Source organism: Bradyrhizobium sp. SPXBL-02, assembly GCF_051853065.1.
Taxonomy (GTDB): Bacteria; Pseudomonadota; Alphaproteobacteria; order Rhizobiales; family Xanthobacteraceae; genus Bradyrhizobium.
On the sequence record NZ_CP182474.1, the window covers coordinates 1,519,133 to 1,532,620 of the forward strand.

18 protein-coding genes are annotated in these 13,488 nt (G+C 65.4%); 11 read left to right on the forward strand and 7 right to left on the reverse strand.

Annotated elements, in window-relative coordinates; translation table 11 throughout:
* Window positions 1–88 precede the first annotated feature (88 nt).
* The 9 genes from ACNJYD_RS07115 (at window position 89) to ACNJYD_RS07155 (ending at window position 7,948) form a co-directional block, all read left to right on the forward strand.
* Complete coding sequence (locus ACNJYD_RS07115; RefSeq protein ID WP_439365755.1) at window positions 89–1,216, forward strand: Re/Si-specific NAD(P)(+) transhydrogenase subunit alpha; 1,128 nt, start codon at window positions 89–91, stop codon at window positions 1,214–1,216.
* 11 nt (window positions 1,217–1,227) lie between these two features.
* The gene (locus tag ACNJYD_RS07120; protein WP_014492434.1) at window positions 1,228–1,545 is read left to right on the forward strand and encodes a proton-translocating transhydrogenase family protein; all 318 of its coding nucleotides are present in this window, start codon (window positions 1,228–1,230) and stop codon (window positions 1,543–1,545) included.
* 39 nt (window positions 1,546–1,584) lie between these two features.
* Entirely contained in the window at window positions 1,585–2,982 is a 1,398-nt protein-coding gene (locus ACNJYD_RS07125) for an NAD(P)(+) transhydrogenase (Re/Si-specific) subunit beta (RefSeq protein ID WP_172784751.1), read from the forward strand.
* 13 nt (window positions 2,983–2,995) lie between these two features.
* Window positions 2,996–3,166, forward strand: coding sequence for a hypothetical protein (locus ACNJYD_RS07130; RefSeq protein WP_271503798.1), 171 nt, complete (start codon window positions 2,996–2,998; stop codon window positions 3,164–3,166).
* A gap of 26 nt (window positions 3,167–3,192) precedes the next feature.
* Window positions 3,193–3,990 carry an alpha/beta hydrolase gene (locus ACNJYD_RS07135; protein ID WP_260383616.1) on the forward strand — a complete coding sequence of 266 codons (798 nt, stop codon included), beginning with the start codon at window positions 3,193–3,195 and terminating at the stop codon, window positions 3,988–3,990.
* Entirely contained in the window at window positions 3,950–5,422 is a 1,473-nt protein-coding gene (locus ACNJYD_RS07140; protein WP_439365756.1) for a sodium:proton antiporter, read from the forward strand. The genes ACNJYD_RS07135 and ACNJYD_RS07140 overlap by 41 nt, the downstream gene beginning before the upstream one ends.
* A 134-nt stretch (window positions 5,423–5,556) precedes the next feature.
* Window positions 5,557–6,654: a calcium:proton antiporter gene (locus ACNJYD_RS07145; protein WP_172784750.1), complete on the forward strand. Its 1,098-nt coding sequence runs from the start codon at window positions 5,557–5,559 to the stop codon at window positions 6,652–6,654.
* 12 nt (window positions 6,655–6,666) lie between these two features.
* The gene (locus ACNJYD_RS07150; protein WP_172784749.1) at window positions 6,667–6,951 is read left to right on the forward strand and encodes a cupin domain-containing protein; all 285 of its coding nucleotides are present in this window, start codon (window positions 6,667–6,669) and stop codon (window positions 6,949–6,951) included.
* Between the two features lie 91 nt (window positions 6,952–7,042).
* A complete protein-coding gene (locus ACNJYD_RS07155) occupies window positions 7,043–7,948 on the forward strand; it encodes a hypothetical protein (protein WP_439365757.1) in 906 nt (301 codons plus the stop codon).
* A 26-nt stretch (window positions 7,949–7,974) separates the two neighbouring features.
* Here ACNJYD_RS07155 and ACNJYD_RS07160 read toward each other — a convergent pair whose 3' ends face one another.
* Window positions 7,975–8,625, reverse strand: coding sequence for a tetratricopeptide repeat protein (locus ACNJYD_RS07160; RefSeq protein WP_439365758.1), 651 nt, complete (start codon window positions 8,623–8,625; stop codon window positions 7,975–7,977).
* 101 nt (window positions 8,626–8,726) lie between these two features.
* Window positions 8,727–9,023, reverse strand: coding sequence for a 30S ribosomal protein S21 (gene rpsU, locus ACNJYD_RS07165; protein WP_008546194.1), 297 nt, complete (start codon window positions 9,021–9,023; stop codon window positions 8,727–8,729).
* Between the two features lie 259 nt (window positions 9,024–9,282).
* Here rpsU and aqpZ point away from each other — a divergent pair, with 259 nt between their 5' ends.
* Window positions 9,283–10,005: an aquaporin Z gene (gene aqpZ / locus ACNJYD_RS07170; RefSeq protein ID WP_439365759.1), complete on the forward strand. Its 723-nt coding sequence runs from the start codon at window positions 9,283–9,285 to the stop codon at window positions 10,003–10,005.
* Window positions 10,006–10,048: 43 nt separating this feature from the next.
* Here aqpZ and ACNJYD_RS07175 read toward each other — a convergent pair whose 3' ends face one another.
* Both ACNJYD_RS07175 and purE read right to left on the reverse strand, forming a co-directional pair.
* Window positions 10,049–11,155: a 5-(carboxyamino)imidazole ribonucleotide synthase gene (locus ACNJYD_RS07175; protein WP_439365760.1), complete on the reverse strand. Its 1,107-nt coding sequence runs from the start codon at window positions 11,153–11,155 to the stop codon at window positions 10,049–10,051.
* A complete protein-coding gene (purE, locus tag ACNJYD_RS07180) occupies window positions 11,152–11,640 on the reverse strand; it encodes a 5-(carboxyamino)imidazole ribonucleotide mutase (protein WP_172784744.1) in 489 nt (162 codons plus the stop codon). Before purE ends, ACNJYD_RS07175 begins: the two co-directional genes overlap by 4 nt.
* Before the next feature lie 142 nt (window positions 11,641–11,782).
* Between purE and ACNJYD_RS07185 the strand changes: the two genes are divergently transcribed.
* Window positions 11,783–12,493 carry a GGDEF domain-containing protein gene (locus tag ACNJYD_RS07185; protein WP_212254285.1) on the forward strand — a complete coding sequence of 237 codons (711 nt, stop codon included), beginning with the start codon at window positions 11,783–11,785 and terminating at the stop codon, window positions 12,491–12,493.
* Here ACNJYD_RS07185 and ACNJYD_RS07190 read toward each other — a convergent pair.
* The 3 genes from ACNJYD_RS07190 to ACNJYD_RS07200 all read right to left on the reverse strand — a co-directional run bounded on the left by ACNJYD_RS07190 (window position 12,490) and on the right by ACNJYD_RS07200 (window position 13,387).
* A complete protein-coding gene (locus ACNJYD_RS07190; RefSeq protein WP_172784742.1) occupies window positions 12,490–12,741 on the reverse strand; it encodes a hypothetical protein in 252 nt (83 codons plus the stop codon). The genes ACNJYD_RS07185 and ACNJYD_RS07190 overlap by 4 nt on opposite strands.
* Before the next feature lie 97 nt (window positions 12,742–12,838).
* Window positions 12,839–13,057 (reverse strand): hypothetical protein, encoded by a 219-nt coding sequence (locus ACNJYD_RS07195; protein ID WP_007596256.1) that lies wholly within the window; start codon window positions 13,055–13,057, stop codon window positions 12,839–12,841.
* A gap of 123 nt (window positions 13,058–13,180) precedes the next feature.
* Window positions 13,181–13,387: a YdcH family protein gene (locus tag ACNJYD_RS07200; protein WP_008546179.1), complete on the reverse strand. Its 207-nt coding sequence runs from the start codon at window positions 13,385–13,387 to the stop codon at window positions 13,181–13,183.
* Between the last annotated feature and the right edge of the window lie 101 nt (window positions 13,388–13,488).

Below are 13,488 nucleotides of genomic sequence, written 5' to 3' on the forward strand. Positions count from 1 at the left end.
TTCAAGCCGGTTCTAAAACCGGTATCCAACGTTGCGGGAGTAACGCTAAGTTCGCGTGCGCGCTTTGTCCCGCGTCGCCGGAGGGCCTATGAAGATCGCCGTTGCCAAGGAAATCGATCCGTCGGAGCCGCGCGTCGCCGCTTCGCCTGATACGGTGAAAAAATTCAAGGCGCTCGGCGCCGAGATCGCCGTCGAGCCGGGTGCCGGCATCAAGTCGGGCCTTCCGGATTCCGAATTCACCGCCGTGGGCGCCATCGTCAGCACAGACGCGCTCAAGGACGCCGACATCATCATCAAGGTGAAGCGTCCCGAGGCCTCCGAGCTTGCGCAGTACAAGCGCGGCGCCCTCGTCATCGCCATCATGGACCCTTACGGCAACGAGGCCGCGCTGAAGACGATCGCGGATGCGGGCGTCGCGGCCTTCGCGATGGAATTGATGCCGCGCATCACCCGCGCGCAGGTGATGGACGTGCTGTCCTCGCAGGCCAACCTCGCCGGCTACCGTGCCGTGATCGAGGGCGCCGAGGCCTTCGGCCGCGCCTTTCCGATGATGATGACCGCGGCCGGCACCGTGCCCGCCGCAAAGGTGTTCGTGATGGGCGTCGGCGTCGCCGGCCTCCAGGCGATCGCGACCGCCCGCCGTCTCGGCGCCGTGGTGACCGCGACCGACGTCCGACCCGCAACCAAGGAACAGGTCGAGTCGCTCGGCGCAAAGTTCCTCGCCGTCGAGGACGAGGAGTTCAAGAACGCACAGACCGCCGGCGGCTACGCCAAGGAAATGTCCAAAGAGTACCAGGCCAAGCAGGCCGCGCTCACTGCCGAGCACATCAAGAAGCAGGACATCGTCATCACCACCGCGCTGATTCCGGGCCGGCCGGCGCCGAAGCTCGTCAGTGCCGACATGGTGAGATCGATGAAGCCCGGCTCGGTGCTGGTCGATCTCGCCGTCGAGCGCGGCGGCAATGTCGAGGGCGCCAAGGCCGGCGAGGTCGTCGACCTCGATGGCATCAAGATCGTGGGCTACACCAACGTCGCCGGCCGCGTCGCAGCCTCGGCCTCCAGCCTCTATGCCCGCAATCTGTTCTCCTTCATCGAGACCATGGTCGACAAGAACGAGAAGAAGCTCGCCGTGAACTGGGACGACGAGCTCGTCAAGGCCACCGCGCTCACCAAGGACGGCGCCGTGATCCACCCGAACTTCCAGCCGAAGGCTTAAGGAGACCCGTTATGGAGCACGCTGCACAGGTCGTCGACCCCTTCATCTTCCGGCTGTCGATCTTCGTCCTCGCCGTCTTCGTCGGCTATTTCGTGGTGTGGTCGGTGACACCCGCGCTGCACACGCCGCTGATGAGCGTGACCAACGCGATCTCCTCGGTGATCGTGGTCGGTGCGCTGCTTGCCGGCGGCGTCGCCAATGTTTCGAGCGGCTCCGGCTGGGCGCGAGCCTTCGGCTTCGTCGCGCTGATCTTTGCCTGCATCAACATCTTCGGCGGCTTCCTTGTCACCCAGCGCATGCTGGCGATGTACAAGAAGAAGTCGAAGTGAGCGGCCACCTCGGGCTGATGGGATCTATGGGGACCTGAGATGAGCGCCAACCTCTCTGCATTTCTGTATCTCGTGGCGGGAGTGCTGTTCATCCTGTCGCTGCGTGGGCTATCCAGCCCGGCTTCGTCGCGCCAGGGCAATCTGTTCGGCATGATCGGCATGGCGATCGCGGTCGCCACCACGCTTGCCAACCATCCGCCGGCTGACGGTCTCGCGTGGGTGCTGGTGATCGTCGGCATCGCGATTGGCGCCGCGATCGGCGCGGTGATCGCGCGGCGCGTGCCCATGACGTCGATGCCGGAGCTCGTCGCGGCCTTCCACTCGCTGGTCGGCATGGCCGCGGTGCTGGTCGCCGCCGGCGCGTTCTATGCGCCCGAGGCGTTCGACATCGGCACGCCGGGCAATATTCACACCCAGAGCCTGGTCGAAATGTCGCTCGGTGTCGCCATCGGCGCTTTGACCTTCACCGGCTCGGTGATCGCCTTCCTCAAGCTTTCGGCACGGATGAGCGGCGCTCCGATCATCCTGCCGGCCCGCCACGTGATCAACATCGCGCTCGCGGTGGCGCTGGTCGCCTGCATCGTCGGTCTCGTCGTCACCGGCAGCCCCGTGTTCTTCTGGCTGAACGTCATCCTGGCGCTTCTGCTCGGCGTGCTCATGATCATCCCGATCGGGGGCGCCGACATGCCGGTCGTGATCTCGATGCTGAACTCCTATTCGGGGTGGGCCGCGGCCGGCATCGGCTTCACGCTCGGCAATTCCGCGCTGATCATTACCGGCGCGCTGGTCGGCTCCTCGGGCGCGATCCTGTCCTACATCATGTGCCACGCGATGAACCGGTCCTTCATCTCGGTCATCCTCGGCGGCTTCGGCGGCGAGACCGCTGCGGCCGGCGGCGGCACGGGCGAGCAGAAGCCGGCAAAGCTCGGCTCGGCCGACGATGCCGCCTTCATCATGAAGAACGCCTCCAAGGTCATCATCGTGCCCGGCTACGGCATGGCGGTGGCGCAGGCGCAGCACGCGCTGCGCGAGATGGCCGACATCCTGAAGAAGGAAGGCGTCGAGGTGAAATACGCCATTCACCCGGTCGCGGGCCGCATGCCCGGCCACATGAACGTGTTGCTCGCCGAGGCCAACGTGCCCTATGACGAGGTGTTCGAGCTCGAGGACATCAACTCCGAATTCGCGCAGGCCGACATCGCCTTCGTGATCGGCGCCAACGACGTCACCAACCCGGCGGCCGAAGAGGACAAGTCCTCGCCGATCTACGGCATGCCGGTGCTCCAGGTCTGGAAGGCCGGCACGGTGATGTTCATCAAGCGCTCGCTGGCCTCGGGTTACGCGGGCATCGATAATCCGCTGTTCTACCGGGACAACACCATGATGCTCCTCGGCGACGCCAAGAAGGTCACCGAGAACATCGTCAAGGCGATGTAGCGAGGGAGGGACCGTGGCCATCAACAAGGAATGGCACCGGTCCCATCGCATGCCGCCCAAGGCGACGCGCGAGCAGCGCATCGCCTGGCACGCTGCCCACAAGGCGGCGTGCGGCTGCCGCGACGTTCCGGCGAGTCTCCGGCCCGACGTCATGAAATTGCTGCGGAGCCGTCGCAAGCCCTAGTCTGGATCGGGGCCGGCCGCGCAATGATCACCATCGTCAAATGGACCGTCATCCTGCTCGTGGCCGTCTATCTTGCCGGTCTCGTCGTGCTGTATCTCCGCCAGCGCGAGATGCTGTTTCCGATCCCGCCCGTCGGTCGCACCGCACCCGATGCTGCGGGCCTTCCCGAGGCGGAAGAGCATGTCCTGACTACCTCGGACGGCGAGAAGGTCATCGTCTGGCACGTGCCGGCGAAACCCGGTCGTCCCGTGATCCTGTATTTTCCAGGCAATGGTGATTTTCTCGCCGGTCCTGTCGGCCGCTTCAAGGCGATGACCGCAGACGGTACCGGCCTCGTCGCGCTGTCCTATCGCGGCTATGCCGGCTCCAGCGGCGCGCCCAGCGAGGAGGGCCTGTTGCGCGATGCCGCGGCCGCCTACGCCTTCACGACCGCGCGCTACGCGGCGGAACGAATCGTCGCCTGGGGCTTTTCGCTCGGGACCGGCGTGGCGGTCGCGCTCGCCTCGGAGCAGCGCATTGGAAAGCTCATCCTGGAAGCCCCCTATACGTCGACGGCCGACATTGCAGCTTCGTCGTTCCGGTTCGTGCCGGTGCGCCTGCTGATGCGCGACCCGTTTCCCTCCGACGAGCGCATCTCGCGCGTCACGGTGCCGCTCCTGGTGATGCATGGCACCAATGACCTTGTCATTTCGATCGTCTTCGGAGAGCGTCTGTTCGCACTCGCCCGCGAGCCCAAGCGGTTCGTTCGCATGGAGGGCGGCGGGCACGACAATCTCGATCAATATGGCGCGATCGAAACGGCGAGAGGCTTCATTGGCGACTGACGGCTTGGCTCAACGTTACGTTCCCGCGCTCGCCGTCTCCTGCTTGACGTTTCTGCCGCAGAATGCGCTTGCCGCGACCGGGCTCGACGGCGCGGCGATGCGCTGGCCCCATGCGCTGCCCTTTGCCGGCTTGTTGCTGTCGATCGCACTGGGGCCGCTGCTGTTGCCGAAGATCTGGCATCACCATTACGGCAAGATCACAGCTGCCTGGTCGCTGCTGGCGCTCGCCGCGCTCGTCGTCTTCGCCGGCGGCATGGCGATGCTGGCGGCGCTGGTCCATGCCATCCTCGCCGAATATCTCGGCTTCATCGTGCTGCTGTTCGCGCTCTATGTCGTTGCCGGCGGCATTCTCATCACGGGCGACATCAAGGGCACGCCGGCGGCGAATGTCGGCATCCTCGCGCTCGGCACGTTGGGGGCGAGCATCGTCGGCACCACGGGTGCCGCGATGATCCTGATCCGCCCCTTGATCCGCGCCAATCGGCTGCGGCGCCACAACGCCCATGTCGTCATCTTCTTCATCATCCTGGTGGCCAATGTCGGCGGCGCGCTGAGCCCGCTCGGCGATCCCCCGCTCTTCGTCGGCTTCCTCCACGGTGTCGACTTCTTCTGGACCACGCGGACCATCTGGTTGCAGACCGCGCTGGTTGCCGGTCTGTTGCTCGCGATCTTCGCCGTCATCGACGTCTGGCGCTTTCGCAGCGAGCCGCCTCCGACTGACACAAGCCGTGGCGAGCCGTTGCGCATCCGCGGCCTCGTCAATCTGGTGCTGATCGCAGCCATCGTCGCCAGCCTGCTCGCCTCCGCGATGTGGAGGCCCGGCATCGCGTTCGATGTTCTCGGCACCAGGCTGGACCTGGAGGACCTCGTTCGCAATCTGGTGCTGCTGGCCATCGCGGCGCTGTCGGTATGGCTGACGCCCGACGAGCACAGGCAGGCCAACGGCTTCACCTGGGAGCCGATCCGCGAGGTCGCAAAGCTGTTCGCGGGCATCTTCGTCGCCATCATCCCGGTCATTGCCATGCTCAATGCCGGCCATCACGGCGCGTTCGCCTGGCTGCTGTCGGCCGTGACGGCGCCGGACGGCACCCCGCGCGAGGTCGCCTATTTCTGGTTCACCGGACTGATGTCGGCATTCCTCGACAATGCGCCGACTTATCTGTTGTTCTTCGAGCTCGCCGGCGGCGCCCCGCAGGTGCTGATGCATGAGCTCTCGGGCACGCTCGCCTCGATCTCGATGGGAGCCGTCTACATGGGAGCGCTCACCTATATCGGCAACGCGCCGAACTTCATGGTGAGCAGCATCGCCCGCGAGAACGGCATCGAGATGCCGAGCTTCTTCGGTTATCTCCTGCGCGCGGGCGCCGTGCTGATCCCGCTGTTCCTGTTGCTGACGTTCCTGCCGGTCGCGCCGATCCTGCACTGGCATTGAATCTGCCGGCCGATTTGCTACTGCTCGGCCGAGCTGCGATGAATTTCATCGCACCTCGGTTTTTCGATTGCGCATGATCATATCGGAAAACCGCAACACACTTTTCCGGATCATGCTGAGATTGGAGCCGGTGGATGAGCGCGCATGATCCGATGCCCCGGTCGGCCTGGGTCTTTCCGGCGCTGGCCGTGCTGTTGTTCGCGGCCGTCAGCGCGACGGGTTACGTGTTCACGCTGTCGTTTGGCGGACTGCTCTTCGCAATCGTCCTCCTGGTCATCCTGTTCGGCACGGTGTTCGCTGCGGTTCATCATGCCGAGGTGATCGCGGAGCGGGTCGGCGAACCCTATGGCACGCTGGTGCTGACGCTCTCGGTGACCATCATCGAGGTCGCGTTGATCACCACGATCATGCTGGGCGACAAGCCTGCCCCGGCACTGGCCCGCGACACCGTGTTCGCCGTGGTCATGATCGTCTGCAACGGCCTGGTCGGGCTCTGCATCTTCATCGGCGGCCTGCGCTATCGCGAGCAGGGCTTTCAGCTCTCCGGCGCCAACGTCTACCTCAGCGTCCTGTTCGCGCTCGCGACCATCACGCTGATCATGCCGAACTACACCACCACCACGCCGGGGCCGGTCTATTCCGCGGTCCAGCTCGGCTTCGTCGACGTGGTCACGCTGGCGCTCTATGCGGTGTTTCTCTACACCCAGACCGTCCTGCACAAGGATTACTTCGTGCACGAACGTGCCGACGGCGAGGGCGGGGCGGCGCACGTGTCTGCAGGGGCACTCGCGCTCACCGTGGTGCTGCTCCTGGTCTCGCTTCTGGCGGTCGTGCTGCTCGCCAAGAAATTCTCGCTGGTGGTCGATGCCGTGGGCGCCAGGATCGGCGCGCCACCGGCCTTCGCCGGCCTTCTGGTCGCGCTGCTGATCCTGATGCCCGAGGGCGTTGCGGCCGTCGCGGCGGCGCGCAGGAACGACCTCCAGAAGAGCATCAATCTCGCCCTCGGTTCTTCGCTGGCGACCATCGGCCTGACCATTCCTGCCGTCGGCGTCGCGACCTATGCGCTCGACAAGGAGCTCGAGCTCGGCCTCAGCGCCCAGGGCAGCGTCCTTTTGCTGCTGACCTTCTTCCTGAGCATGCTGACCTTCGGCACGGGCAGAACCAATGTCCTGTTCGGCCTGGTGCATATGGTGGTATTTGCCGTCTACGTGTTCATGGTTTTCGTGCCGTAGAAGGAGCTCCCGGTGCTTGCCGCCAAGTCCGACGTCCAGATCGACAACGAAGAGGTCCGGGTGACCGAATGGCGGCTTGCCCCCGGCAGCGCCACCGGCCATCACACCCATGGGATGGACTATGTGATCGTTCCGGTCGCCGCCGGCGAGATGACCATCGTGGCGCCCAATGGCGAACGGTCCAAGGCGCAGCTTTCCGCCGGTAAATCCTATTTCCGCAAGGCCGGCGTCCAGCATGACGTACTTAACGAAACCTCAACTGAGATCGTGTTCCTTGAAATTGAGCTGAAACGCTAGGGGCGCGCCACCCTTTGCCATCGATCCGTCGCAGTTGATCCCTCACAATGCCCTAAAGTTCCCGCATCAGGTCGCGCGGGGAGTGGTCGGAATGCTGAAATACCTCGCAAAAATTTCGATGGATATCTTCCCCTCGGTGCTCGCGACGATCATCGGGGCCTACATCGTCAATCATTACATCAACGCCAAGCCGGCCGCCGACACCCCAGCCGCCGTGACCGCGCCTGCCCAGACCGGCGCCGACGGCAAGCCGACCGATAGCGCCAACCTTCCCGCGCCTGGCGTCAAGGCCAAGGGCATTCCCGAGAAGAGCGTGACGGACAAGGCGGCAGCCGAGAAGCCGGCCGATCGGCCGCCGGCCGCCGAGACCAAGGCCGCAGACGTGGCTCCCGCTGACGCCGCCCCGCGCGGCCGACCCTCTACCCGCGACAAGGCCGCGGCGAAATCCGCACCGGCTGCCTCTGCTCCGGTGGTCGAGGCCAATTCAGCCCCGGCGGCGGCTTCCCCGGCTCCCGACGCCAACGATCTGGCACGTGCTGCGATCGAGCGCCTGCGCAAATCGCCCGAGGGCAAGGCTGCCGAGGCCAAATCGTCGGAAACCAGGCCTGCCGAGGCTCGCGCTTCGGAGACCAAGCCGGCCGAGCCTGCGGTGCGGGACGCTGCCCGCACGCCGGAGGCCCCGCGGGTCGTGAATGTGGAGCCGTCCCCGGTCCGTCCGCTGCCGCCGCCGATCAATGTCTCGACGCCTTCGCCCGAGGCCTATGGCAATGCGGGCTCCAATCCGCCCTACACGGCCTCGGTCGGCAACGACGATCCGAATCGGGTGACGCCGCCGGCCGACATTCCCGTGCCGGTGATCGCGCCCCCGCTCGACCTGCGTGCCGATGCGGGCGCCTCCATGCCGCGGCCGAAGAAGACCAATGTCGCCGACGAGATGCTGTCGGGCATGAAGTCGATGTTCAACGCCGTTCTGCCCAAGAGCGCTACGCCCGACTAGAACTACGCTCAGGCTACACCAAACGGTCAGCCGCCGACGCGGGCGAGACCGCTGCGGGCGGGTTCGTCGCGTGGACGAAGCGCGACCGCCCTGGTGTAGGACGCCGCCGCTTTTGCCTTGTCGCCCAGCCGCTCATAGGCCTGACCGCGCGCGGTCCAGACCTGGGCATTGTGCGGATCCGCCTCGGAGGCTTCATCGAGATCGGCTGCGGCCTCCTTGACCTTGCCGAGCGCGAGATAGCTGATGGCGCGGCCGAGCAGCGGCTCGGCCTTTTGCGGGTTGAGGCCGCTGGCGGCGCTGAAATCGGCGATCGCGAAGTCGTGCTGGTTGTTGCTCTGGTAGATCAGGGCGCGGCCATAGAGCGCCTGCGCATTATAGGGATCGAGGCCGACCGCGCGGTTGAACTCGTCGAGCGCTGCCGCGGTCTCGCCTGACTTCGCCAGGGACTGGGCCTTCGCGGTATGGGCCTGGGCTTCGGTGACGTTGCCGGCGCTTACCGCGCTCTCGGCCGGCGTGGCGGCCTTGGGCGCTTCCTGCGGCTTGTCCTTCTCCGGCATCAGCGATCCCAGATCGAACGAGCAGCCGCACAGCGCGATTCCCGTCAACGCCACCGCGAGCGGCGGCTGCCAGATCCGACGCCGTCGCGCAAAGCCGCGCTGAGGGAAAGGGGAGGCCATCTACGGTTCGCTCGCGCTAGAGCTTGATCCGACAAGTCCTCAAAACAATAACGCGGGCCTGGGGCCCGCGTCATCGAAAACTGAAGTCTTGCTGAATCGGATCAGCGCGGTCCGCGCGGACCTGCACCGGGGCCGCCACGACCGCCGCGATCGCCGCCCGGGCCGGCGCCGAACACCGGCTTCGGCTTCATCGGCAGCAGGCCTTCGCGCTGCAGCTTCTTGCGGGCGAGCTTGCGCGCACGGCGCACGGCTTCGGCCTTTTCGCGGGCCTTCTTCTCGGAGGGCTTCTCGTAATGACCGCGGAGCTTCATCTCGCGGAAAATTCCCTCGCGCTGCATCTTCTTCTTCAGCGCCTTGAGGGCTTGATCAACATTGTTATCGCGAACGAGAACCTGCACGCGGCATCCTCTTCAAGTGGATCGGATTTGAATTCTGGTAAGTCAAAGGGGATGGCGAAACGCGCAAGCCCTTAACCTTGAGCGCGCGGATGTATCAGACAAAACAGCAGATGTCCACCGGCCAAGCGGATTTTCGGGCCAAGTTCGGCCATTAAATGCGGCGAAAATACCTCCATGCGGCCCCGATTTGGGCGGTTTGGCGCCGAGGACGGGGCCGCGCCGGAGCTTTGTTCCGGAATCTTGCAATGAGGGGACCACAATGGACATCAAAAAATATGCTGCCGAAGCCATCGGCACCTTCTGGCTCACATTCGCGGGCTGCGGAAGCGCGGTGATTGCGGCCGGCTTCCCGCAGGTGGGAATCGGGCTGGTCGGCGTGTCCCTGGCCTTCGGATTGAGCGTCGTCACCATGGCCTATGCGATCGGCCACATCTCCGGCTGCCATCTCAACCCGGCCGTCACGGTCGGTCTTACCGCCGGTGGCCGTTTTCCGGCGGGGCGGGTCCTGCCTTACATCGTCGCCCAGGTGGCGGGGGCGATCATTGCCGCCTGGCTGCTCTATGTCATTGCCAGCGGGGCGCCCGGCTTCGACGTCGGCAAGGGCTTTGCCTCCAACGGCTATGACGCGCATTCGCCCGGCCAGTACAGCATGATCGTGTGCTTCCTCACCGAGGTGGTGATGACCATGATGTTCCTGTTCATCATCATGGGGGCCACCCATGGCCGCGCGCCGGCGGGTTTCGCACCGCTGGCGATCGGGCTCGCGCTGGTGATGATCCATCTCGTCAGCATTCCCGTCACCAACACCTCGGTGAACCCGGCGCGCAGCACCGGCCCGGCGCTGTTCGTCGGAGGCTGGGCGCTGTCGCAGCTCTGGCTGTTCTGGATCGCGCCGCTGATCGGCGGCGCGCTCGGCGGGGTGATCTATCGCTGGCTCAGCGAGGAGCCCACCGGCGTCGTTGCGGGCGTGAAGACGGCGTAATCGAAAAGCACCCGGCGGGATTGCAGCCTTTGCTGCGATCCCGTCACTCGTCCCGGGGCGGCCTGATTTCGGTGACGTGGCCCATCTTGCGGCCGGGGCGCGGCGTGCCCTTGCCGTAGATGTGCACGGTCGCGCCCGGCACGCTCAGCCACTTTTCGTAGTCCTTGATCTCGTCCCCGATCAGGTTGGTCATGGTGACGACGTCGCCGTGGCGCACCGGCTTGCCGAGCGGCCAGCCGGCGATGGCGCGGATGTGCTGCTCGAACTGCGAGATGGAGGCGCCGTCGAGCGTCCAGTGTCCGGAATTGTGCACGCGCGGCGCGATCTCGTTGACCAGCACCTTCGGCCCGGTGCCGTTGGCGAGCACGAACATCTCGACCGCGAGCACGCCGACATAGTCGAGCGCGGTTGCGATCTTGCCGGCGATGCTGCGCGCCTCCTCGGCGAGCGCATCCGGGATCGGCGCGGGTGCACGCGATATCTTCAGGATGTGGTCGCGGTGCTCGTTCTCGGTGACGTCGAAGCACTCGACCTCGCCGGTGGCGGAGCGCGCGGCGATCACGGAGATCTCGCGCTCGTAGGGCACGAAGGCCTCCAGGATCGCCGATTTGGTGGCGAGGCTGGTCCACACTTTCGCGATGTCGTCGCCCTCGCGGATGATGGCCTGGCCCTTGCCGTCATAGCCGAAGCGGCGGGTTTTCAGCACCGCCGGAAGGCCGATCCTGGCGATCGCCTCGCGCAGCGAGGAGACGGAGGTGACGTCGGCATAGGCGGCAGTGCCGATGCCGAGCTTCGTCACGAAATCCTTTTCGGCGAGCCGGTCCTGGGTGGTCTCGAGGATCTTGCGGTTGGGCAGCACCGGGCGGCGCGCGTCCAGCACCAGCGCGGCTGCCGCCGGCACGTTCTCGAATTCATAGGTGATGACGTCGACATCGTGCGCGAACAATTCGAGCGCCTCGACGTCGGCATATTCGGCGCAGGTCGCGTTCAGCACGACGTCGAAGGCCGGCGAATCCGGATCGGGCGAGAACACCTGGCAGCGCAGGCCGAGCCGCGCCGCGGCCATGGCCAGCATCCGGCCCAATTGTCCGCCGCCGAGGATTCCGATGGTGTCTCCGGGCTTCAGCTTCACGTGCCTGGTGTCCGTCACGCCTGGTCCTCCGGGCGCTCGGCGACCGCCTCCGTCTGCGCCTTGCGCCAGGCGGCGAGGCGATCCGACAGGGCCGGGTCCGACAACGCCAGCACGGCGGCCGCCAGCAGCGCGGCATTGATCGCGCCGGCCTTGCCGATGGCGAGGGTGCCGACCGGGATGCCCGCGGGCATCTGGACGATCGAATAGAGCGAATCGACGCCCTTGAGCGTCCTGGATTCGACGGGAACGCCGAACACCGGGAGTTCCGTCAGCGCTGCCGCCATGCCGGGCAGATGTGCCGCGCCACCGGCCCCGGCGATGATGACTTTGTAACCCGCGGCCTTGGCGCCCTTGGCGAAGGCGAACAACCGGTCGGGTGTGCGGTGGGCCGAGACGATGCGGCTGTCGGCAGCAATGCCGAGCGCGTCAAGCGTGTCGGCGGCGTGCCGCATCGTGTCCCAGTCCGACTGGCTTCCCATGATGATGGCGATTGGCGCGGTCATGAGGTCAATTGTGCCCAGAAAAACAGAAAGATAGGCCAGATTAATGTTTCCGGCCGGCGGCTCGCAAGGCGGTGGCAAGGAGAAGGGAATCCACTATCCTGTCTTGGTGAATCCCCGCAAGCCTTCATTGAGCAGGATGCCCATGAAGAAACCAAAAAGGGCGAGCTCTGCGAAGGCCGGAAAGGGCCGGACCATCAGCGCCGGCCGATCCAAAGCCGCTTCGAGCCGCGCGGCCAAACCGGCCTTGCGCGGAGCGCCTGCTGCCGACGACAGCAAGGCGGCCATTCGCGGCCTCAGGAGCAAGCTCAAGGCAGCCCTGCTGCGGATCTCGGAACTCGAGGCGGCCGCCGACACCGATTTCCTGCTCGATATCCCCAACCGGCGCGGTTTCGAGCGCGAGCTCGCGCGCGCCATCGCCTACATGAAGCGCTACCGCGCCAGCGGGGCGCTGATCGTGCTCGACGTCGATCGGCTGAAGCCGATCAATGATTCCTTCGGTCATGCCGCCGGCGATGAGGTGCTCAAGGCGATTGTCGCCACGCTGACGCGACAGGTCCGCGCCTCCGACGTGGTCGGCCGCCTCGGCGGCGATGAGTTCGCGCTGCTGCTCTGGAATCTCAGCGAGACCGATGCCAAGGCGAAGGCCGCCGCCCTGGAGCAGGCGATCGACGAATTGTCCTTCGTCTTTCGCGGCCAGCACGTGACCGCGGGCGCCTCGGCGGGCGTCGCCCTGCTCGGTCCGCAGTCCGCGGCAGCTCGCGCCCTGGAGGAAGCGGATGCCGCCATGTACGTGCGCAAGGCGCACCGCCGGCACGAGGCGGCGGATCAGGCTCCGCAGCGAGCGCTCGTCTAGAGGGTTGCAAGATCTTCCGGCACGTTGCCGAACTTGCGCAGCAGCGTCGCATCCCCGAACTCGCCGGTCATGGGATCGCCGCTGCGGCTGAATGCGACCGCGCCGATATGGCCGGCGCCGCGCGCCAGAATCTCTGCGCGTCGCAGCGCCGCCGTCGAGGACTGACACTCCTCTGCCGCGCCTGCGACGGGGGATCCGTCATCATCGATCAAAAAGGGCATTGCAACGTAATAGGTCACATCCGACATGGCGTTGCTCCGATGGAGCATGATCCGGAAAAGTGTGAAGCGGTTTTCCGACAAGATCATGCTTAAAACAAAGCGCGGTCTCTTCGCGCTTTGAAAATCAGGCGGCGCTGCTCTTGCTCCGCATCTTGCTGCGCGAAGTCTCCGGAATGCAGCCCGCGGAAATCGCCGCCTGCAATTCCTCCAGCTCGGCTTCCAGATATTCGTTGGCCATGATCAGCGCCTTGATGGTGCTGCGCAGATTGCCGTCGCACATCGCGATCGCCTGATCGCAGGCCTGCTCATAATGGCTGTTGTCGAGAAGGGCGGTCGCCGACATCTGCGTTGTCCTCGTGTGTTGTCTTGAGCGTTCTCTGAGGTGTTGGGGCGCCCGCGAATGTTCCTATTTTGTTCTTATTGAGTCAAGCGGATTCGGAAGCGGCGGGCGCCGCGCGAGACCGGCTCAGGCGATGATGTCGGGCGTAATCTGGTCTTCGATGAAAGCGATGCGGTCGCGCAACAACAGCTTGCGCTTTTTCAGGCGCTGTAACCGCAACAGGTCGGGGGCGGGCGATTGATGCAACGCATCGATCGCCGCATCGAGATCTCGGTGTTCCTGCTGCAACCGGGTGAGCTCGGCTTCGAGCTCACGCTCATCTTCATTGGTCATGTCTGCGGTGGCCGAAAACCGATAGGCGTGAGATCTGGGCTGTGGATGCCCTGTGGAAATTATCGTCCTTGCGCCGCGTGATCGCAAGCGATCTGCGATCC

Excerpts from the sequence above, each read along its gene's own strand:
- ACNJYD_RS07200 (WP_008546179.1), bottom strand. The coding sequence starts at position 13,387 with ATGACCAATGAAGATGAGCGTGAGCTCGAAGCCGAGCTCACCCGGTTG.
- ACNJYD_RS07115 (WP_439365755.1), top strand. The coding sequence starts at position 89 with ATGAAGATCGCCGTTGCCAAGGAAATCGATCCGTCGGAGCCGCGCGTC.
- ACNJYD_RS07190 (WP_172784742.1), bottom strand. The coding sequence starts at position 12,741 with ATGTCGGATGTGACCTATTACGTTGCAATGCCCTTTTTGATCGATGAT.
- aqpZ (WP_439365759.1), top strand. The coding sequence starts at position 9,283 with ATGGACATCAAAAAATATGCTGCCGAAGCCATCGGCACCTTCTGGCTC.
- ACNJYD_RS07155 (WP_439365757.1), top strand. The coding sequence starts at position 7,043 with ATGCTGAAATACCTCGCAAAAATTTCGATGGATATCTTCCCCTCGGTG.
- ACNJYD_RS07140 (WP_439365756.1), top strand. The coding sequence starts at position 3,950 with ATGGCGCGATCGAAACGGCGAGAGGCTTCATTGGCGACTGACGGCTTG.
- ACNJYD_RS07120 (WP_014492434.1), top strand. The coding sequence starts at position 1,228 with ATGGAGCACGCTGCACAGGTCGTCGACCCCTTCATCTTCCGGCTGTCG.
- purE (WP_172784744.1), bottom strand. The coding sequence starts at position 11,640 with ATGACCGCGCCAATCGCCATCATCATGGGAAGCCAGTCGGACTGGGAC.
- ACNJYD_RS07160 (WP_439365758.1), bottom strand. The coding sequence starts at position 8,625 with ATGGCCTCCCCTTTCCCTCAGCGCGGCTTTGCGCGACGGCGTCGGATC.
- ACNJYD_RS07185 (WP_212254285.1), top strand. The coding sequence starts at position 11,783 with ATGAAGAAACCAAAAAGGGCGAGCTCTGCGAAGGCCGGAAAGGGCCGG.
- ACNJYD_RS07145 (WP_172784750.1), top strand. The coding sequence starts at position 5,557 with ATGAGCGCGCATGATCCGATGCCCCGGTCGGCCTGGGTCTTTCCGGCG.
- ACNJYD_RS07195 (WP_007596256.1), bottom strand. The coding sequence starts at position 13,057 with ATGTCGGCGACCGCCCTTCTCGACAACAGCCATTATGAGCAGGCCTGC.
- ACNJYD_RS07125 (WP_172784751.1), top strand. The coding sequence starts at position 1,585 with ATGAGCGCCAACCTCTCTGCATTTCTGTATCTCGTGGCGGGAGTGCTG.